Raw genomic sequence first — 20527 nt, 5'->3', positions numbered from 1 at the left:
GGAACACCGACCCGCCGGACCGCGTGCCGTACGCGTCAGGCGGCGGCGGAGGTCCGCACCAGGGTGCGGATCTGGCGCAGCAGCACCGACAGGGCGGCGAGGTCCGCCCGGGACTCGTCGAACTCCCCCATCGCCCGCTCGGCGCGGTGGATGGAGGTCGCGTTCGACTGCTCCCACTGGAGCACCCGCTCCTGCGGCGACAGGCTGCCGGGGGTGGAGTCGAGGACCTCCACGGTCAGCGCGGCCAGCGCGGCGTACAGGTCGTAGCGCAGCGCCATCCGGGCCAGCGTCTGCCAGCGGTCCTCACGCGGCAGCAGGGAGATCTTCGACAGCAGCGAGTCGACCCGGAACCGGTCGGAGAGCACGAAGTAGACCGAGGCCACCTCGCCGACGTCCCGCCCGCTGCCCGCCGCCGTCTCCACGACGTCGAGCAGGCCGAAGCTGTACATCAACCGGGTCGCCTGCTCGGCCAGGTCGCGCGGCAGCCCCCGCTCGGTGAGCGAGTCGATGTGCGCCGCGAGGGACTCCCGCTCGCTGCCGTGGAAGCGCTCCTCAAGATGGGGCAGGAGCTGGGCCACGCCGTCGCGCAGTCGGGCGATCTCCGCCGGCACGTCGATCGGCGAACGGCGGTTGGTCACCAGCCACCGCACCGCCCGGTCGAGCAGGCGCCGGGTGTCCAGGTAGACGCTGGTCTGCAACTCGGGGTCGACCTTGTTGTCCAGGGCCTCCACCGCGTCCCACAGCGCGTGCAGCCCGAACACCTCGCGGACCACCACGTACGCCCGGATGACGTCCGCCGCCGGGGCGGCCGTCTCCTCGACCACCCGGAAGACGAACGAGATGCCGCCCCGGTTGACCGCCTCGTTGACCAGCACCGTCGTCACGATGTCCCGGCGCAGCCGGTGCTGGCCCATCCGGTCGGCGAACCGCTCGCGCATCGGCGTCGGGAAGTAGTTGACCAGGACGTCGGTCGTCCACTCCTCGTCCGCGAGCCCCTCGGCCAGGATCTCCGTCTCAAGAACGATCTTGACGTACGCGAGCAGCACCGCGAACTCCGGCGCGGTCAGCCCCGACTCGGTGCGCACCGCCAGCTCGTCGTCCGGCGGCAGCGCCTCCAGGGACCGGTCCAGCGCCCCGGACCGCTCCAGATCGGTGATCATCCGCCGGTGCACCGGCAGCAGCGAGGCGGCCTGTGCCTGCGAGTTGTTGATCGCCCGGGCCTGGTCGTAGTTGTCCCGCAGCACCAGCTCGGCGACCTCGTCGGTCATCTCCGCGAGCAACTCGTCCCGCTCGGGCAGGTCCAGGACCCCGTCGGCGACCGCCGTGTTCAGCAGGATCTTGATGTTCACCTCGTGGTCGGAGCAGTCCACCCCGGCCGCGTTGTCGATGAAGTCCGTGTAGATCCGCCCGCCGGTCTGGGCGTACTCGATGCGGCCGTGCTGGGTCCAGCCCAGGTTGCCGCCCTCGCCGGCCACCCGGCAGCGCAGGTTCCGGCCGTCGACCCGGATCGCGTCGTTGGACTTGTCGCCCACCTCCGCGTTGGTCTGGCTGGAGGCCTTCACGTAGGTGCCGATGCCACCGTTCCAGAACAGGTCGACCGGCGCGGTCAGGATCGCCTTCATCAGCTCCTGCGGGGAGAGCTGCTCGGTGCCGGCGTCCAGGCCGAGCCGCTCGCGGACCTGCGGCGAGATCGGCACCGACTTGGCCCCACGCGGGTACACCCCGCCGCCGGCCGAGATCAGCTTCCGGTCGTAGTCCTCCCACGACGAGCGGGGCAGCTCGAACAGCCGCTTCCGCTCGGCGTACGAGGTGGCGGCGTCCGGGTCCGGGTCGAGGAAGATGTGCCGGTGGTCGAACGCGGCCACCAGCCGGATGTGCTCCGACAGCAGCATCCCGTTGCCGAACACGTCGCCGGACATGTCGCCGACGCCGACCACCGTGAAGTCCTGGGTCTGCGTGTCGTGGCCCATCTCGCGGAAGTGCCGCTTCACCGACTCCCAGGCGCCCCGGGCGGTGATGCCCATCTTCTTGTGGTCGTAGCCGGCGGAGCCGCCCGAGGCGAACGCGTCGCCGAGCCAGAAGTTGTGCGCCGTGGAGATCTCGTTGGCGATGTCGGAGAACGTCGCCGTGCCCTTGTCGGCCGCGACCACCATGTACGGGTCGTCGCCGTCGTGGCGGACCACGTCCTCCGGCGGCACGATCTCGCCGCTGACGATGTTGTCCGTGACGTCCAGCAGCGCCGAGATGAACTCCTTGTAGCAGGCGACCGCCTCGTCGCGGTCCCCCGGCTTCTGCTTGAGCACGAAGCCGCCCTTGGCGCCGACCGGCACGATGACGGCGTTCTTCACCATCTGCGCCTTGACCAGGCCGAGCACCTCGGTACGGAAGTCCTCGCGGCGGTCCGACCAGCGCAGCCCGCCCCGGGCCACCGGCCCGAACCGCAGGTGCACGCCCTCGAAGCGCGGCGAGTAGACGAAGATCTCGAACTTCGGCCGCGGCGCCGGCAGGTCCGGGATCGACTGCGGGTCCAGCTTGAGCGCCACGTACGACTTCGGCCGCCCGTCGGCGCGCTTCTGGTAGAAGCTGGTGCGCAGGGTGGCCTGGATCATCGTCAGGTAGGCGCGCAGGATCCGGTCCTGGTCGAGGCTGGCGACGTCGTCCAGCGCGGTCCGGATGTCGGCCACCAGGTCGTCGCTGCGCTGCTGCCGCTGGTCGTGGCCGTCCACGCCGGGCGCGAACCGCACCTCGAACAGCTCCACCAGCAGGGTGGCGATCTTCGGGTACGCGATGAAGGTCTGCTCCATGTACTCCTGGGAGAAGACCGTGCCGGCCTGGCGCAGGTACTTGGCGTACGCGCGCAGCACCACCACCTGCCGCCAGGTCAGACCGGCGCGCAGTACCAGCTCGTTGAAGCCGTCCACCTCGGCCTCGCCCCGCCACGACGCCGCGAACGCGTTCTCCACGTGCGGGCGCACCTCGGCCAGGTCCTGGTGCCCCTCGGGCAGCCGCAGCCCGAAGTCGTAGAGGTAGACCCGGCCGTCGATCCGGTCCACCTCGTGCGGGTGCTCGTCGACCACCTTCACGCCGAGCGAGTGCAGCACCGGCAGCACGGCGGAGAGCATCATCGGCTCGCCGTAGCGGTAGACCTTGAAGCGGACGTCCATCGCCTCGTCGACGTCCGGCCCCCGGCCGCCACCACGCGCCGCGAGCTGCTTGCGGAACAGGTGCATCTCCAGCTGGCCGGGCTCCTCCAGCAGCTCCAGCTTCGCCAGGTCCTTCATCGCCTCGTACGGCGTGTGGCCGTCCTTGTAGCCCTCGGGGAAGGCGTCGGCGTACCGGGTGAACAGGTGCTTGGCCTGCTCGTCGCCGAGCTTGCGCTCCAGCACCAGCCGGTAGTCGTCGTCCCACAGCCGGGTGGCGTCGGCCAGCTCCTCGGCGAGCAGGTCGGCGTCGATGTCGCCCGGGACCTTCGTGGGGTCGGTCCGGACGATGAAGTGCACCCGGGCGAGCATCGACTCGGTGACCCGGGTCGTGTAGTCGACCCCGACACCGTTCAGCTCGCGCAGCAGGATCTCCTGCATCCGCAGCCGGTTCTGCGTGGTGAACCGGTCCCGGGGCAGGTAGATCAGGCAGGAGATGAACCGCCCGTACGCGTCGCGGCGCAGGAACACCCGCAGCTGCCGGCGGCCGGCCATCCGCAGCACGCCGATCACCGCGTGGTAGAGGTCCTCGGTCTTGATCTGGAACAGCTCGTCGCGCGGGTAGGTCTCCAGGATCTGGAGCAGATCCTTGCCGGAGTGGCTGCGCTGGCTCAGGCCGGAGCGGTCCAGCACCTCGGCCACCTTGCGGCGGACCACCGGCAGCTCCTGCACGCTGGTCCGGTACGCGGCCGTGGAGAACAGGCCCAGGAACCGCCGCTCGCCGACCACCTCACCGGCCTCGTCGAAGACCTTGAAGCCGATGTAGTCGAGGTAGGCGGAGCGGTGCACGGTGGCCCGCGAGTTCGCCTTCGTGATGATCAGCAGGCGCTTCTCGGCGACCCGGTCGTGCGCCTCGGGCGTCATCGACGACAGCGGCCGGCCGTCCGGGGAGTCCTGGCGCAGGATGCCCAGCCCGGTGCCGAGCACCGCCTCCAGCGCCTGGCCGCCGCGCTCGCCGTCCGCCGGCTCGGCGGCGTCGACCAGCCGGTACTCCCGGTAGCCCAGGAAGGTGAAGTGGTCGTGGGCGAGCCAGCGGAGCAGCTCCACCGAGTCCGTGATGTCCTTCTCCGGCACCGGCGGGCGATTGTCCGAAGTCCGCGCGGCGGCCAGCTCGTCGGCGAGGGCGAGGGCACGCTGGCGCATCTTCGGCCAGTCCTCCACCGCCTCCCGCACGTCGGTGAGCACCCGCTGGAGTTCCCGGCACAGCTTGTCCCGCTCGGCGGCGTCGCGTATCGGGTCGACCTCGATGTGCATCCAGCTCTCGACCAGGTCGCCGGCGATGGCGTCGTCGGGCTCGACGTCGGCGGAGACCTCGACCAGCCGGCCCAGCGGCTCGCGCCGGACCACCACCAGCGGGTGGACGAGCAGGTGCACGTCCAGGTGGTGCGCGTTGAGCAGGGCCGTTACCGAGTCGACCAGGAACGGCATGTCGTCGGTGACGATCTCGATGACCGTGTGGTGCTGGTCGGCGTCGGGCTCGTGGATGCGCAGCTTCAGCTCGCCCGGCACCCGCTGCTGGGCGAGGTCGCGGTGCGCGCGGGCCGCCTCGAGCATCTCCTCGGCGGTGAAGCCGATCAGCTCCTCGTCCGGCGCGAACCGCCAGAAACGGCCGACCAGGGTCGCCGCGTCGTGGTCGTCGCCGGCCAGCGCGACCGCCTGGGCGACCAGCCGCTCCACGTTGGGAACGGGCTCGTCGAGCTCGTTGTCCTCCACGTCGTCGGCCAGCGCGCCAGCGGGCAGGCCCAGATCATAGAGGGTGTCAATACTCGAACCGGTCATCCCGGTCACTCCTGTGTCGAGCCGGCCGAAGCCGTCCCCGTCGGTCGCCGAATCGAAGCTGTCGTCCCGGCTGGTGTCATCCTGCCGGAGGTCGGGTCCCGGTTTGATCGCCGGACGCCGGTCCATCGGTGCCACTCCCCTCGACCCACCACGTCGTGGGTCACTCTGCCGCCCAGCCTAGGCCCTGCGGTTCCGCCCCTTGCTCGGCGGACCACAGTGCGGACACTCGGATCCGGACTTCGTCCTTTCACCCGTTGCGGGTACGAGGTTGGCCGGTTCGGGAGTACCCCGCCTCCAGTCGTTCATCACCCCGCCCGGCCCCTCTTTCCGCACGTCCCGGTGCGGGGGGACGGTGCGAACGACGCCGCCGTACTAGCGTGCAGGGCAGTTTTCCGAGATCGGAGATCCGCTCCCATGCGCCTGCCGTACCCCCGCCGTACCCGCCCCAACCCGCTCCGCGCGCCGCTGGCGCTGCTCACCGCGACCGCGCTCGCGGCCGGCGCCCTCGCCGCGTGCTCGGACGGTGACGGACCGGAGCGCGATGTCGACGCCTTCCTGGCCGGCTGGCGCTCGGGTGACCTCCAGGCAGTCGGCTTCGTCGACCCGACGGGCGCGAAGGTGCCGGCGGCCGACGTCGTCCGCGAACTCAAGGAGCTCTCCGGCGAGCTGGTCGCGACGCCGCCCACGCTGACCCGCCGGGGCGAGGTGAAGGTGACCAAGGACGTCGCGACCGCGGTGGTCCGGATCGACTGGGCCCTTCCGGGCGAGACCCGCTGGGCGTACGAGCGACCGGTGCGGCTCACCCGCGGCGGCGACGAGTGGCGGGTGATCTGGGAGCCGCAGCTGGTGCAGGAGCAGCTCACCCGGGGCGACCGGCTCGGGCTGCGCCGCGACGCCGCCACCCGGGCCGCGGTGCTCGACGACGCCGGCCGGCCGATCGTGGCACCCCGCCCCGTGGTGCGGGTGGGGCTCCAACCGGGGGAGGTCAGCGACCTCCCGGGCCTGACCCGGAAGCTCGACGCGGCCTTCCGGGCGGTCCGGCCCGCGATCAACCCGCCCGTGGACCTCTCCGACCTGCCCAAGCGGCTCGCCGACGCGGATCCGGGGGCGTTCGTCGAGGTGGTGACCCTGCGGGAGGAGGCCTACCGGCAGATCAAGTCGCGTATCTACGACCTGCCGGGCACGAAGTTCCAGAGCGACAAGCTCGACCTGGCCCCCACCCGCGAGTTCGCCCGGGCGCTGCTCGGCTCCGTGGACCCGGCCCAGGCCGACGACCTCGCCAAGCACCCCGACCGCTACGAGGCCGGCGACCTCGTCGGCCACGGGGGTCTCCAGGGCCGCCACGACGAGCGGCTCCGTGGCGTCCCCGGGCTGACGGTGGTCATCGAGCGGCCCGGCCCGGACGGCACGCTGGTGCCCACCGGCACCGAGGTGTTCCGCAGCGACCCGAAGCCGGGGCAACCGGTCAAGACCACGCTCGACGTGGCCACCCAGAACGCGGCCGACACCGCCCTGCGCGGCGAGAAGCGCCGGGCGGCCCTGGTGGCGGTACGGATCAGCGACGGCGCGGTGATCGCGGCGGCCAACGGTCCCGGCGCGGCCGGCGAGAACCTGGCCTTCACCGCCCAGGTCCCGCCGGGCTCCACCTTCAAGATGGTCAGCGCGCTCGGCCTGCTCGACCGGGGCGCGGTGACGCCGGAGGCGACGGTGGACTGCCCGAAGACGTTCGTTGTCGACGGCAGGCCGTTCAAGAACTCCGACAACTTCGAGCTGGGCGCGGTGCCGTTCCGCACCGACTTCGCCAGGTCGTGCAACACGGCCTTCGCGGCGCTGGCGCCGAAGCTCGGCCCCGACGGGTTGGCCGTGACGGGCCGCTCCCTCGGGCTGGAGGGTCAGTGGGACGTCGGCCTGGACGCCTTCACCGGCAAGGTCTCGGCGAACGGCGGCGCGACCGAACAGGCCGCCGCCGCCATCGGCCAGGGCACCACCCTGGTCAGCCCCCTCGCGATGGCGTCGGCCACCGCGGCGGTCGCCCGGGGGCGCTTCGAGCAGCCGAAGCTGGTGCTCGATCCGGCCCCGGCCCAGCCCGCCGCCCCCGGCCCGCAGCTCAAGCCGGATTCGGTCGAGGCGGTACGGGCGATGATGCGCGAGGTGGTCACGGCCGGCACCGGCGCCGCGCTGCGGGACGCGCCGGGCGCACCCGTGCACGGCAAGACGGGCACCGCCGAGTACGACGACAACCCGGCGCACACCCACGCCTGGTTCGTCGGCTGGCAGGGCGACATCGCGTTCGCGGTCTTCGTGGAGAAGGGTGGCGCCAGCACCGCCACGGCCGTCCCCGCCGCCGAACGCTTCCTGCGCGCCCTCCCCCGCTGACCAGCCCACCGGCTCTCCGGGTCCCGTGGGCCCGGAAACCGGTGGGCCCGGAGTCCCGTGGGCCCAGCCGCCCCCTCCGCGATGGGTTCCGGGGTCCGGAAGCCGGCCGAACGCTCTCCGCCAGCCGCCGCGCCACCCGATCGACGCCGCCGACCAGGTCGACCAGCGGCGCCACCGGTCCGCACGGCGGTGTCGAGCTGCCCCTACAGACGGGGCACCCGCTGGCCCGATCGTGCTGGTCACCGGGGCGGCCCGGGGCATCGGACGCGTCTCGGGCGGCGCACCGGTGGAACCTCACGGGTGTCAACACCCGTCGGTGACACCCATGAGGTTCCACCGATGGCCCCAGGCACCGCCGGGCGATGGTCGCGCGGGGCGTGGACGGCTTCCTCCAAGGGCGGCAGCAGGGTGACCTCCGGCGTTTGCCTCGCCGATCGGACGTGGGGAGGCACCCGTTCCTCGGCGAACCCGGCGGCGAACCCGGCTCGACATGCTCGATCGAATGGGCGCACAGATGGGGCAGCTCGACAGGGCGACCTACGACTCCCCGGCACCTGGCACCGCCGGTTGCCCGAGGCGCCCGATCTTCCGCTCGCAGCCGGCCCGCGCCGCGACGACCGCGGTCCGAGCGGTTCCGGACCCGCAGCGGCGGCGGTGAAGCCGGGCCGCGTCCACGGCGGGGTGCCGGCGGTCAGGCGATACCGGCGGTGGACGGCGAGGTGCCGTCCTCGGGCAGCGGGTCCTCCGGCTCGACCGCTCCGAGCGCTCCCATCGGCCCGGAGGACGCCCCGAGCGACCCCACCGGCCCCGACGCCCCGACAGCTCCGAGCAGCGCCACCGGCCCGGACGCCCCGACAGCTCCGGGCGACGCCGGCGAAAGGTCCTCGGCGCCGCCCGGGACGCGGTCGTCGCCGCCGCGCTCCGGAACGGGCACGGAAACGAAGACGGGTGCGGAGTCGCTCGGAGGCATGATCCCGCCCTCTGGACGAGAGTCGCTCCGCCGCGCGGAGGGCACGGACGAGCCGGCAGACGAGGGGCTGGTGGCGGCCACAGACGACGTGGAACCGGTCGAGCGGGCGGAGGCGGAGGGACCGGCCGAGCGGGCGGAGGCCGGGCCCGGGAGCAGCCGGGGCGGCGACGCCGCCGGCGCGGAGACCGGGCGGAGACCGGCCACCACGGTGTTGACGATCTCGGCCGCGTACGCGCCGTCGGGGTCGTAGTCGGGGTCGAAGACGGTCAGCTCGACGCCGAGGCAGTGCGGGGTGTCGACCAGCCCGGCGAGCAGGATCTCCAGCTCGGCGAAGGCGATCCCGCCCGGGTCGGGGGCGTCGACGGCCGGCATCACGGCCGGGTCCAGCACGTCCACGTCGACGTGCACCCAGTAGCCGGCGCAGTCGGCGAGCTGCTCGTGCGCCCACTGCGCCGTACGCGCGGCCCCCTCGGCGCGTAGCGCCGGCACCGGCCGGGTGGTGATCCCGGCGGCCTGGAGGTCCAGGCGGTACTCGTCCTGCGCCCGGATGCCGAGCACCACCACGTCGATGTCCCGGAAGTACGGCCGGCGTCCCTCGATCGCGGCCAGGTCGGCCTGCCCCCGCCCGGTGACCAGGGCGAGGTCCTCACCCGCCGCCGCCCCCACGTAGGAGGCGTTACCGGGGTGCCGGAAGTCGGAGTGGCCGTCGACGAAGACCAACCCGATGCGCCCACCGACCGCCTCGCCGAGCCGGTGCATGGCCAACGCCGAACCGAGCAGGATCGAGCAGTCACCGCCGAGCACCAGCGGGAACTCGCCGCGGTCGATGATGGCGCCGATCCGCTCCGCCAGCGCCACCGAGTAGTCGGCGATCTCCCGGGCGTGGCAGACGCCGTCGCCCGGTCGCCAGTCGCCCGGGTCGTAGCGGGGCGCGGTGAGGCAGCCCGCGTCTCGGGCCCGCAGCCGGGCGAGCAACCCCTGGTCGCGCAGCGCGCCCGGGGCCTTCCCGCAGCCGGGGACCGAGGTGGACGTGGGTGGGCGCAGGCCGAGGTTGCTGGGCGCGTCGAGGACGGCGATCCGGCGCATCATGGGCTCCCGTCCTCGAAACGTCGGGCGGGCCGGCCGAAACGCCGGCCCGCGCTGGCGTGCTGTTCAGAAAAGGACTTACTCAGAAACAGGCTTGCTCAGAAACAGGGCGTGCTCAGGAACAGGCTTGCTCAGAACAGGGCGCTGGCCAGGGCCCGGCGCGCCGAGGCGACCGCGGGATCCTCCGGCCCGGCGACCGTGAAGAGGCCGACCAGGTGCTGGCGTACCTTCTCCCGCTCCTCACCGGCGGTGCGGCGGACCAGGCCGACCAGGCGGGCGTACGCCGCTTCGGCCTGACCGCTGAGCACCTCGATGTCGGCGGCCAGGAGCTGGGCCTCGACGTCGTCGGGGTTCGCCTGGGCGGCGGCGATCGCCGCGCCCGGGTCGGCCCCGGCCACCCGGCGGGCGAGCCCGACCTGGGCGAGGCCCGCCTCCGCCGCGGCGTCCGCCGGCGACTCGGCGAGGATCTTGCGGTACGCCTCCTCGGCCGCGTCGAGGTCACCGCTCATCAGGGCGTCGTCGGCCTCGTCGAGGCGCGGGTCCTCCGGCTCGGCGACGCTCACGCCACCGGCCTTGAGCACCGCCTGGATCCACTGCCGCAGCTGCGCCTCGGGCACCACGCCGGAGAAGGCGTCGATCGGCTGGCCGCCGACCACGGCGTAGACCATCGGGATGCCCTGCACCCGGAACATCTGGGCGATCCGGGGGTTGGCGTCCACGTCGACCTTGGCGAGCACCCAGGCGCCGCCGCCCTCCGCGGCCAGCCGCTCCAGCACGGGGCTCAGCTGCTTGCACGGCTCGCACCACTCGGCCCAGAAGTCCACGATCACCGGTGTGCTGAGCGAGCGCTCGAGAACCTCGGACTGGAATGTCGCCTCGCTCACGTCGATGACGGCGACGCCGCCACCGGCGGCGCCGGGCAGTTCGGCGGAGGGGGCGGGCTGGGCCGTGGGGGCGGGGCGGGCAGGGGCCTGTGCGGGGGTGCGCAGCGCGCTGAGGTCGACCGCGCCGCGGGTGAAGATCGACGAGGTGATCCGTGGGTCGCTCATGGTTACCTAGTCTCGCACGCGACCCGCCGAACTCAGATCAACCGCGACGGCGACAGTTGCGACTGTCACGGCTGCTCCGGCCCTTCGCGGGCCCCTGCCCCACCCGCCGCCCGGCAGCGCGCGACACGACGCCGCAACGCCCCCGGCGCACTCCGATTCACGCGGAGTGCGCCGGGGGCGCGAAGGGCAGGATCAGCGGGTCGGGAAGGGTCAGAAACGGGCGGGTTCGCGGTAGACGCCCCACTCGGCGCGCAGGGCGTCGCAGATCTCCCCGAGGGTGGCCTCCGCGCGGACGGCGTCCAGCATGGCCGGGATCATGTTGCCGTCGGTACGGCCGACCGCGACCATCCGCTCGATCGCGTCCCGCACGGCGGCCTCGTCGCGGCCGGCCTTGCGCTCGGCGAGCACCCGGCGCTGCTCCAGCTCCACCTCGTGCGAGATGCGCAGGATCTCCAGGTCCTTGGCGACCGTGCCGGTGTGGCAGTTGACGCCGACGATCTTCTTGTCGCCCTTCTCCAGCGCCTGCTGGTAGACGAAGGCGGACTCGGCGATGTGGCCGGTGAACCAGCCGTCCTCGATGCCGCGCAGGATGCCCGAGGTCATCGGCCCGATCCGGTGCGGTCCCTCGCCGCCGAGCTGGCGGATCCGGGCGAAGATCTCCTCCGCCTCGGCCTCGATCTTGTCGGTGAGCGCCTCGACGTACCAGGATCCGCCCAGCGGGTCCGCCACGTTGGTCACCCCGGTCTCCTCCATCAGCACCTGCTGGGTACGCAGGGCGATCTCGGCGGACTCGTCGGTGGGCAGCGCCAGGGTCTCGTCCAGGGCGTTGGTGTGCAGCGAGTTGGTGCCACCCAGCACCGCCGCGAGCGCCTCCACGGCCGTACGCACCACGTTGTTGACCGGCTGCTGGGCGGTCAGCGACACCCCGGCGGTCTGCGTGTGGAACCGCAGCCAGAGCGCCTTCTCGCTGGTCGCGCCGTAGACGTCGCGCAGCCAGCGGGCCCAGATCCGGCGGGCGGCCCGGAACTTGGCGATCTCCTCGAAGAAGTCGACGTGCGAGTCGAAGAAGAAGCTCAGGCCGGGCGCGAAGACGTTGACGTCCAACCCCCGGGATAGCCCCAGCTCGACGTAGCCGAAGCCGTCGGCGAGGGTGTACGCCAGCTCCTGCGCGGCGGTCGAGCCGGCCTCGCGGATGTGGTAGCCGGAGACCGAGAGCGGCTTGTAGCGCGGGATCTCCCGGGCGCAGTACTCCATCAGGTCGCCGATCAGACGCAGGTGCGGCTCCGGGTCGAAGAGCCACTCCTTCTGCGCGATGTACTCCTTGAAGATGTCCGTCTGGAGCGTGCCGTCCAGCGTGGACAGGTCGGCGCCCTGCCGCTCGGCGGCCACCAGGTACATGCAGAACACCGGCACCGCCGGCCCGGAGATGGTCATCGAGGTGGTGACGCCGGCCAGGTCGATGCCGTCGAAGAGCGTCTCCATGTCGGCGGCGCTGTCGATGGCGACGCCGCAGTGCCCGACCTCGCCGAGCGCCTGCGGGTCGTCGGAGTCCCGGCCCATCAGTGTCGGCATGTCGAAGGCGACGGAGAGACCGCCGCCGCCGGCGCCCAGGATCATCTTGTAGCGCTCGTTGGTCTGCTGGGCGTTGCCGAAACCGGCGAACTGCCGGATCGTCCAGGTCCGCCCCCGGTAGCCGGTCGGGTGCAGGCCCCGGGTGTACGGGTACTCGCCCGGCCAGCCGATCCGGTCGAAGCCCGGGTAGGCGACCCCCTCCGGCGGCCCGTAGACCGGCTCGACGGGCATCCCGGAGAGCGTGGTGAAGTCGGCGTCCCGCTTGCGCGCGGCGTCGTAGCGGGCCTGCCAGCGTGCCCGTCCGGCAGCGATCTCGTCGGCGTTCATCGCAGGGCTCCTCCTCGAGTCCTCGACTGCACTGCGAGTGTAGAGCCCAGACCTGAACGATCGCTAAGTATGTTCGTACCGGCAGGTAACTCCGGTCGCCGGACGCCTCACGCCACCGGTGCGGCACCACCGCCCAGGGCCACGTCGTCGACCCTGATGTTGATCTCGTCGACCCGCAGCCCGTACGCCTCGACGGCCTCCGTCACCTGCGCCCGGACCTCGGCGGTCACCTGCGGCACCGGGCGGCCGGCCTCGATCACGATGACCAGGTTGACCACCGCCGCGCCGTTCGTGACGTGGGCCGAGCAGCCGCGCCGCGCGTCCCCGACCTGGTCGAGCCCGACCTTGTCGAGCACCGCGTTGAAGAACCGGGCCACGTCCCCGCCGAGTTCGACCACCCCGGGTACGGAACGGGCGGCGGCGACCGCGATCTTCTCCACCACCTCGTCGGACACGTGCGTGCTCCCGCCCGCCACCGCGCCCGGCGTCACCGACAGCTCCTGCGTCGCCTCGTCAGCCATCGTCTCCCCACTCCGCCGCGCACCGCCCCACGCCGACCGTGCGGCGGTGCGAGCGTACTAGGCCAGGGCCGTCCGCAGTGGACGGGTGGTCGCCGCGCGACGGCGTCTCCGCACCGTCGCGCGGCGACCGGCTCAGCGGGCTCCCACCGGCTCCAGCTCGCCGATCCCGTCCGCTCCACCGGGCGTGCCCGGTGCCGACTGCGGCCGGTTCCCGCCGGCCGACTTCTCCCGGCGCCCGAGCCACCGGTCCACGACCAGGTTGAGCAGCAGGCCCGCCGTCGCCCAGACCGCGACGACCGCCAGGTTCCGCCCGACTCCCACGCCGTCGAAGTAGACCAGCGACCGGGCCGTGTCCACCGCGGCGGGCAGCGGCAGGATGTCCTGGAGGGGCCGGAAGAACTCCGGCACCAGGTAGACCGACAGGCCACCCCCGGAGGCCGGCACACCGGCCATCATCAACACCACCATCATCGGGATGATCGCGCCGAGGCCCCATGCCCGGGTGAACACCCCGGTCGCCAGCGACACGGCGAAGATGGTGGCCGCGCCGAAGCTGATCATCTCCAGCGCGTGCCCGTCGACCGCGCCGATGAGTACGTCGAACAGCAGCCACAGCCAGACGGACATGCCGACCGCCCAGCCGCCGAGGATCGGCAGGAACTGGCGCAGTCGCCGCAGGTGCGGCGCCCCGCCCCGGAGCACGGCCATCATCAGGAACCCGGACATGATCCACGACATGCCGACGTACAGGCTGTTGCTGCCCATCGTGTCGGTGCTGCTGAGCTCCGCCACGTCGGTCAGCGCCAGCGGCAGCTGCTGCCCGGCGGCCACCTGCCGGAACATCGTCTGCACCATCGTGTGCTGGCTGAACCCGGCGGCCGACGACGAGTACAGGGTGGCCGCGCCACCGGGTTCCGACGGCAGCACGTACGCGGCGACCAGGTCCCGCGCGCGGATCTTCTCCGTCGCCTCGTCCACCGACGCGGCCACCGAGATGTCGGCGACGCCGTCCAGCCCGGCCCGCAGACCCGCCGCGGCCCGCTCGGCCTGCTGAGGATCGGCGGCGACCACCGCGACCGGGATGTCGTGCGGCTCCGGCTTGTGCATCGAGAAGCTCATCAGGCCGACCACGACGACCAGGATGGTCAGCGGGAACGCGGCGACCGTCGCGTACCGGAACCACTTGGACCGCAGCGGACCGCCGGCCAACGCGGGCAGCGGCGTCTCCGGGCCGTCGACCTCAGGTGCCTGCGGGACGGCGACACCGCGGCGCTCCATCAGCAGGCTGAGCAGCAGGGCGGCGACGACCCAACCGGCCAGCGTCAGCAGGTGACCGCCGAGGCCGCGGCCGTCGAAGTAGAGGGCCGACCGGAGCGCCTCGCCGGCCGCCGGCAGGGGCAGCACGCCGTGCAGGAACTGGAAGAACGCGGGCATCGTGTCGGTCGGCAGCGCCAGGTTCGACGCCGGCATGCCGAACACGACGTAGAGCAGCATCCCGAGCAGGACCGCCAGCGGCCCCATCACCTTGGTGAAGAACAGCTGGGCCAGACCGACGGCGCCGGTCGCGAGCATGCCGACACCGAGGAACGTGAGGTAGTGGTCGTCGACCGCACCCACGACCGGGCCGAGGATCAGCCAGATGACGGTACTGGTCACCGCCGACCAGCCGGCGACCAGCGGGACGAACCGCCGCAGGCGCAGCAGGTGGGGCGCGGCCATCAGGAGCAGGCTCAGCGGCACGTAGCCGGCGAGCATCATCCCCATCCCGGCGAACAGGACCGCGATGCCGGCCCGGTCCTCCTCGGGCAGGGGCGCGACCTCCTCGATCGTGGTCGTCCACTCCTGCTGCACCGCGACCGGGGCCAGGATCTGCTGGGCGGTGGCGGCCCGGGAGGCACCGGCCGCCGTCGCGGTGAAGATCGTCGCCGAGGTCGAGTCGGTGGCCGGCGGCTGGAGCGCGGCGCTGATCTCCCGGTCGCGCAGCAGCTCCATCGCGTCGTCCCGGGACCCGACCAACCGGGCCTTCGCGGGCTCGCCGGGCGCGGCGTTCAGCGCCTCGACGATCGCCTGCGCCTGCGCGCCGCTGCCGACCACCGCCACCGGCATCTGCCGCGGCTGCGGCGAGTGCATGGTCGCCATGTAGGTCGCGAACATCATCGTGACCATGAGGAACGGCATGACGAAGAGGGCGACCGAGCGGATGATCCGCTCCTTGCGTTCCGCGGCGTTCGGCTCGGCGGATCCCGGGTCGATCGAGGGCACAGGCATGCTCCTGGGTTCTCGGTGGGGCGTGGCGGTACGCCGACGTAAGTCACGTGACTTACAGAGTGTAGGCCGCCCGGGTCACGGCATCCGAACCGCCTAGGTTTGACCCACGCCACATCACCACCCGGACCCCGCGAGGAGAGGCCAGTTCATGGCACGGTCAGAGGCCGCCCGCACCGCCCTGCTCGACACCGCCGAACGGTTGTTCGCCGAGTCGGGCATCGCGCAGGTGTCCGACCGCAAGGTGGCCGAGGTGGCGGGGAACACCAACCATTCCGCGGTGCGCTACTACTTCGGCGGTCGCGAGGGACTGTTGCGCGCCCTGATCGCCCGGCACATGGACGCCCTCGAGCGGGCGCACTGGGCGCGGTCCGACCGCGCCGACTCGGTGCTCGGCGACGTACGCAGCCTCGTGCTGCCGGCCATGGCGGTGCTGGCGGACCTGCCCCGGCCGAGCTGGCGGGCCCGTTTCCTCGGCCAGGCCCTGCACGACCCCACCATGCGTGCCCTGACGCGTGAGGCGTTCGAGTCCGCCCCCGGCGTCCTGCGGATCCGCGATTCGCTGGCGTCCCGCCTGGCGCACCTCGACCCGGGAGTGGTGGCCGGCCGGGCGGCCCTGATCGCCCGCATCGTCACGACGGCGGCGGCCGAGGTCGAGGCCCGGGCCGAACGGGACGGTCAGGACCCCCGCTGGCCGGTGGTCGGCGACTTCCTCGCCGATGCCATCGCCGGCATGCTGTCGGCACCGGTCAGCCGGCCCGCGACCGCCAACCCGCTGACGGACGCGGGCCCGTAGCCCGGGAACTCCGTCAGGAGGCGATCTGGGCGAGCAACTCGTCGGCCGCCGCGTACGGGTCCAGGGAGCCCTCGGCCACCTTCGCGGCGAGCGCCGGCAGCTCCGTACCGTCACGCAGGGAGCCGATCCGGGCGCGGAGCGCGCCCAGCGCGATCGCCTCGATCTCGGCGGCGGCCCGCGCCTCCTGGCGGCGGCGCAGCTCGCCGTGCTCGACCAGCCAGCCGCGGTGCTTGTCGATGGCGGCGGCGATGTCGTCGATCCCCTCGCCCCGCGCGGCGATCGCGCGGACCACCTGCGGCCGCCACTCGCCCGGGCCGCGCTCGCCGAGGGCGATCATGCCCTGGATGTCGCGGTAGGTGGCGTCGGCGCCGTCCCGGTCTGCCTTGTTGACCACGAAGACGTCCGCGATCTCCAGGATGCCGGCCTTGACCGCCTGGATCGCGTCGCCCATGCCCGGGGCGAGCAGCACCAGCGTGGTGTCGGCCAGCGAGGCGACCTCCACCTCGGCCTGCCCGACGCCCACGGTCTCCACCAGCACCACGTCGCAGCCGGCCCCCTCCAGCACGCGCACCGCCTGCGGCGTGGCCGCCGACAGCCCGCCGAGGTGGCCCCGGCTGGACATCGACCGGATGTAGACGCCCGGATCGGTGGCGTGGTCCTGCATCCGGACCCGGTCGCCGAGGATCGCCCCGCCGGTGAACGGGCTGGACGGGTCGATGGCGAGCACGCCCACCCGGTGACCGCGGGCGCGCAGCGCCCGGACCAGCTCGTTGGTCGTGGTCGACTTGCCCACCCCGGGCGAGCCGGTCAACCCGACCACCTGGGCCTGACCGGCGTACGGCGCGAGGGCCGCCGCGATCCGCGGCAGCGTCTCGTCGCCCGACTCGACCAGGGTGATCAGCCGGGCGACAGCGCGGGGATCGCCCGCGCGGGCCCGCTCGACCAGCATCGGCACGTCCCGGCTGCGGCGCACCGGGGGTGCGCCCGCCGCCGGGACGTCGTCGACGATCTCGCTCACTGTGCTGCCTCTACGGGTCGGTCGGCCGGCGGTCAGTGACCGCTCTCGCCGGGGGCCGGGACGTGGATGATCAGAGCGTCGCCCTGGCCGCCGCCGCCACAGAGCGCGGCCGCGCCCGTGCCGCCGCCCCGGCGCTTGAGCTCCAGCGCGAGGGTCAGCACCAGCCGGGCGCCGGACATGCCGATCGGGTGGCCCAGCGCGATCGCCCCGCCGTTGACGTTGACCTTGTCCGGGCTGACCCCGAGGTCACGGGTGGACTGGATGCCGACCTGGGCGAACGCCTCGTTGATCTCGACGAGGTCCAGGTCCTCGATGCCGAGCCCGCCCTTCTTGAGCGCGTGCTGGATCGCGTTGGACGGCTGCGAGTGCAGGGAGTTGTCCGGCCCCGCGACGTTGCCGTGCGCGCCGACCTCGGCCAGCCAGGTCAGCCCCAGCTCCTTGGCCTTGGCCTTGCTCATGACGACCACCGCGGCGGCGCCGTCGGAGATCGGCGAGGCACTGCCGGCGGTGATGGTGCCGTCCTTGGCGAACGCCGGGCGCAGCTTCGCCAGCGACTCGACGGTGGTGTCCGGGCGGATCCCCTCGTCCTCGCTGATCACCAGCGGGTCGCCCTTGCGCTGCGGGATGACCACCGGGGTGATCTCGTCGGCGAAGTAGCCGTTCTTCTGCGCGGCGGCGGCCCGCTGGTGGCTGGCCGCGGCGAACGCGTCCTGCTCCTCGCGGGTGATCCCGTGCCGCCCGTTGTGCCGCTCGGTGGACTCCCCCATCGCGCAGCTGTCCCAGCTGTCGGTGAGCCCGTCGAGCGCCATGTGGTCCTTGACCACCACGTCGCCGTACTTGTAACCGCCGCGCTGGCCGAGCAGCAGGTGGGGGGCGTTGGTCATCGACTCCATGCCGCCGGCGACGACGATGTCGAACTCGCCGGCGCGGATCAGCTGGTCGGCCAGGGCGATCGCGTCCAGGCCGGAGAGGCAGACCTTGTTGACGGTCAGCGCCGGTACGGACATCGGGATGCCCGCCTCGACCGCCGCCTGACGGGCCGGGATCTGCCCGGCGCCGGCCTGGAGCACCTGCCCCATGATCACGTATTGGACCTGCTCGGGGGCGACGCCGGCCCGCTCGAGCGCCGCCTTGATCGCGATGCCGCCGAGCCTGGTCGCGGGGAGGTCCTTGAGGTTGCCCAGCAGTCGCCCCATCGGGGTCCGCGCGCCGCTGACGATCACCGAAGCCATGCCTGCCTCCGAGGGGGTGCCGACCTGTACGCCTGAACGATTGTTCGGTCAGACTAGCGCCATGGCTGAGAACTCCCCCGTCGAGACCGCTGCCGACTACGTCACAGACATCGGTCTTCGCCGCATCGACCACGTCGGGATCGCCGTGGCCGACCTGGACGCCGCTATCGACTTCTACCAGCGCACCTTCGGGATGCGCTGCGTGCACACCGAGGTGAACGAGGAGCAGGGCGTCCGCGAGGCGATGCTGGCCGTCGGCCCGGACGCCGAGGGTGGCTGCGTGCAGCTGCTCGCCCCGCTGACGCCGGAGTCGACCATCGCCAAGTTCCTCGACAAGAAGGGAGCGGGCGTGCAGCAGGTGGCGTACACCGTGGCGGACATCGACGCCGCCTGCGCGAAGCTGCGCGAACGGGGCGTGAAGCTGCTCTACGACACCCCCAGGCGCGGCACCGCCAACTCGCGGGTCAACTTCGTCCACCCGAAGGACGCCGGCGGGGTGCTGGTCGAACTCGTCGAGCCCGCCGCCGCGCACTGATCCACCTTCCGGCCCCCGTCACCTGGGCGGGGGCCGGGTCGACGAACCCCACCGAGCGCGCCGCTGCGTGGTTCGACCGCCGCCCGGGCACCTCCGCGCATCGGCCAATGCAGTTTTTCACAGAGGACTTCCGGCTTTAGCTACCGTTCAGTAACGTCCCGCCCACAGGAGCGCGGCCGGCCCGGATGTGTCGGATGCCGACATGGCGGCCGACCGCACCGACGCCGACGATGGCAGCACCCAGGCCCGCGTGGGCGGGGTGCGGACGAACGGGAGGTCGACGTTGCAGGACATCCTCGAAGCGATCATGGCGGCGGAGGGATCCGACCAACCGGAGCGCGAACTCGCCGGAATCGCCGGCCTGCCGGTACCCGAGTCGTACCGGGGCGTGGTGGTGCGTGCCGACGAGACCCGGATGTTCGACGGACTGGCCACCCGGGACAAGGACCCGCGCAAGGCGCTGCACGTGCAGGAGGTGCCGACGCCGGAGCTGGGACCGGGCGAGGCGCTGGTCGCCGTGATGGCCAGCGCCATCAACTACAACACGGTGTGGACCAGCATCTTCGAGCCGCTGCCGACCTTCAAGTTCCTCCAGCGCTACGGCCGGCTCTCGGAGCTGACCAAGCGGCACGACCTGCCGTACCACGTGGTGGGCTCGGACGCCGCGGGCGTGGTGCTGCGCACCGGGCCCGGCGTGACGAAGTGGAAGGCCGGCGACGAGGTGGTCGCGCACTGCCTGTCGGTGGAGCTGGAGGACGCGGCCGGGCACGACGACACGATGCTCGACCCGCAGCAGCGGATCTGGGGCTTCGAGACCAACTTCGGCGGCCTCGCCGAGCTGGCCATCGTCAAGGCCAACCAGCTGATGCCCAAGCCGCGCCACCTGAGCTGGGAGGAGGCGGCCAGCCCGGGGCTGGTCAACTCGACGGCGTACCGGCAGCTCGTGTCGCACCACGGGGCGAACATGAAGCAGGGCGACGTGGTGCTGATCTGGGGCGCCTCCGGCGGCCTGGGCGGCTACGCCACCCAGATGGCGCTCAACGGCGGCGCGATCCCGGTCTGCGTGGTCTCCTCGCCGGAGAAGGCGGAGCTGTGCCGGAAGATGGGCGCCGAGCTGGTCATCGACCGCACGACCGAGGGCTTCCGGTTCTGGAAGGACGAGCAGACCCAGGACCAGGACGAGTGGCGCCGCTTCGGCGAGCGGATCCGCGAGCTGACCGGCGGCGACGACCCGGACATCGTCTTCGAGCACCCCGGCCGGGAGACCTTCGGCGCCAGCGTCTTCGTCGCCAAGAAGGGCGGCACGATCGTCACCTGCGCCTCCACCAGCGGCTACCAGCACCAGTACGACAACCGCTACCTCTGGATGCACCTCAAGCGGATCGTCGGCAGCCACTTCGCCAACTACCGCGAGGCGTGGGAGGCCAACCGGCTGGTGGCGCTGGGCAGGATCCACCCCACGGTGTCGAAGACCTACGCGCTGGAGCAGACCGGCCAGGCCGCGTACGAGGTGCACCGCAACGCGCACCAGGGCAAGGTCGGCGTCCGCTGCCTCGCCCCGACGGACGGCCTCGGCGTACGCGACCGCGACCTCCGCTCCCGGCACGAGGACGCGATCAACCGGTTCCGCGGCCACTGACCCGACGGGTGAGGCGTCGTCGACCATTGCGGTGAACGGCGATTGCCTTTCCGCCGGAGGCGCCGGACGCTCATTCGAGTGACCCGGACCATGGCGAGACAAAGGGCCGCGGGGCGCTCCCGCGGCCCTTTTCCATGTCACGCTCCGTGCCGTCTTCCCTGT

At 72.5% G+C, this 20527-nt stretch carries 11 protein-coding genes and 1 pseudogene; 4 read left to right on the top strand and 8 right to left on the bottom strand.

From position 1 onward, the window contains the following. Window positions 1-35: 35 nt before the first annotated feature. Complete coding sequence (locus ACGFIR_RS20505) at window positions 36-5105, bottom strand: NAD-glutamate dehydrogenase (RefSeq protein WP_393146484.1); 5070 nt, start codon at window positions 5103-5105, stop codon at window positions 36-38. A gap of 288 nt (window positions 5106-5393) precedes the next feature. On the opposite strand from ACGFIR_RS20505, the gene ACGFIR_RS20500 reads away from it, so the two are divergent. Next, on the top strand, window positions 5394-7355 hold the full coding sequence (locus ACGFIR_RS20500; RefSeq protein WP_393146482.1) for a penicillin-binding transpeptidase domain-containing protein: 1962 nt from the start codon (window positions 5394-5396) through the stop codon (window positions 7353-7355). 862 nt (window positions 7356-8217) lie between these two features. On the opposite strand, the pseudogene ACGFIR_RS20495 reads toward ACGFIR_RS20500, so the two are convergent. The 5 genes and pseudogenes from ACGFIR_RS20495 to ACGFIR_RS20475 form a co-directional block, all read right to left on the bottom strand. Further along, window positions 8218-9414 (bottom strand): annotated as a pseudogene (locus ACGFIR_RS20495) (arginase family protein); the annotation flags it as partial. A 128-nt stretch (window positions 9415-9542) separates the two neighbouring features. Then, window positions 9543-10460, bottom strand: a complete 918-nt coding sequence (locus ACGFIR_RS20490; RefSeq protein WP_392999095.1) for a tetratricopeptide repeat protein — start codon at window positions 10458-10460, stop codon at window positions 9543-9545. 210 nt (window positions 10461-10670) lie between these two features. Beyond that, complete coding sequence (locus ACGFIR_RS20485; RefSeq protein WP_392999093.1) at window positions 10671-12359, bottom strand: methylmalonyl-CoA mutase; 1689 nt, start codon at window positions 12357-12359, stop codon at window positions 10671-10673. A gap of 107 nt (window positions 12360-12466) precedes the next feature. Next, window positions 12467-12880, bottom strand: a complete 414-nt coding sequence (locus ACGFIR_RS20480) for an Asp23/Gls24 family envelope stress response protein (RefSeq protein WP_392999091.1) — start codon at window positions 12878-12880, stop codon at window positions 12467-12469. Window positions 12881-13012: 132 nt separating this feature from the next. Then, complete coding sequence (locus ACGFIR_RS20475) at window positions 13013-15142, bottom strand: ABC transporter permease (protein ID WP_393146480.1); 2130 nt, start codon at window positions 15140-15142, stop codon at window positions 13013-13015. A gap of 154 nt (window positions 15143-15296) precedes the next feature. Between ACGFIR_RS20475 and ACGFIR_RS20470 the strand changes: the two genes are divergently transcribed. Beyond that, window positions 15297-15941, top strand: coding sequence for a TetR/AcrR family transcriptional regulator (locus ACGFIR_RS20470; protein WP_392999087.1), 645 nt, complete (start codon window positions 15297-15299; stop codon window positions 15939-15941). 13 nt (window positions 15942-15954) lie between these two features. Here ACGFIR_RS20470 and meaB read toward each other — a convergent pair whose 3' ends face one another. Further along, window positions 15955-16890: a methylmalonyl Co-A mutase-associated GTPase MeaB gene (gene meaB / locus ACGFIR_RS20465; protein WP_392999446.1), complete on the bottom strand. Its 936-nt coding sequence runs from the start codon at window positions 16888-16890 to the stop codon at window positions 15955-15957. Between the two features lie 101 nt (window positions 16891-16991). After that, on the bottom strand, window positions 16992-18191 hold the full coding sequence (locus tag ACGFIR_RS20460; protein ID WP_392999085.1) for an acetyl-CoA C-acetyltransferase: 1200 nt from the start codon (window positions 18189-18191) through the stop codon (window positions 16992-16994). A gap of 61 nt (window positions 18192-18252) precedes the next feature. Between ACGFIR_RS20460 and mce the strand changes: the two genes are divergently transcribed. Both mce and ccrA read left to right on the top strand, forming a co-directional pair. Next, a complete protein-coding gene (gene mce, locus ACGFIR_RS20455; protein WP_392999083.1) occupies window positions 18253-18726 on the top strand; it encodes a methylmalonyl-CoA epimerase in 474 nt (157 codons plus the stop codon). Between the two features lie 283 nt (window positions 18727-19009). Beyond that, complete coding sequence (gene ccrA, locus ACGFIR_RS20450; protein ID WP_393146620.1) at window positions 19010-20365, top strand: crotonyl-CoA carboxylase/reductase; 1356 nt, start codon at window positions 19010-19012, stop codon at window positions 20363-20365. Window positions 20366-20527 lie beyond the last annotated feature (162 nt).

Origin of the sequence: Micromonospora sp. NPDC049051 (genome assembly GCF_043197575.1) — a bacterium.
In the GTDB taxonomy this organism is placed as follows: domain Bacteria; phylum Actinomycetota; class Actinomycetes; order Mycobacteriales; family Micromonosporaceae; genus Micromonospora.
The sequence above is the reverse complement of the archived record's forward strand: the minus strand, read 5'-3'. Positions and strand labels throughout refer to the sequence as shown.

Coding starts and splice junctions, on each gene's coding strand:
- ACGFIR_RS20480 (WP_392999091.1), bottom strand. CDS start 12,880: ATGGCTGACGAGGCGACGCAGGAGCTGTCGGTGACGCCGGGCGCGGTG.
- ACGFIR_RS20460 (WP_392999085.1), bottom strand. CDS start 18,191: ATGGCTTCGGTGATCGTCAGCGGCGCGCGGACCCCGATGGGGCGACTG.
- meaB (WP_392999446.1), bottom strand. CDS start 16,890: ATGCTGGTCGAGCGGGCCCGCGCGGGCGATCCCCGCGCTGTCGCCCGG.
- ACGFIR_RS20470 (WP_392999087.1), top strand. CDS start 15,297: ATGGCACGGTCAGAGGCCGCCCGCACCGCCCTGCTCGACACCGCCGAA.
- ACGFIR_RS20485 (WP_392999093.1), bottom strand. CDS start 12,359: ATGAACGCCGACGAGATCGCTGCCGGACGGGCACGCTGGCAGGCCCGC.
- mce (WP_392999083.1), top strand. CDS start 18,253: ATGGCTGAGAACTCCCCCGTCGAGACCGCTGCCGACTACGTCACAGAC.
- ACGFIR_RS20500 (WP_393146482.1), top strand. CDS start 5,394: ATGCGCCTGCCGTACCCCCGCCGTACCCGCCCCAACCCGCTCCGCGCG.
- ACGFIR_RS20490 (WP_392999095.1), bottom strand. CDS start 10,460: ATGAGCGACCCACGGATCACCTCGTCGATCTTCACCCGCGGCGCGGTC.
- ACGFIR_RS20505 (WP_393146484.1), bottom strand. CDS start 5,105: ATGGACCGGCGTCCGGCGATCAAACCGGGACCCGACCTCCGGCAGGAT.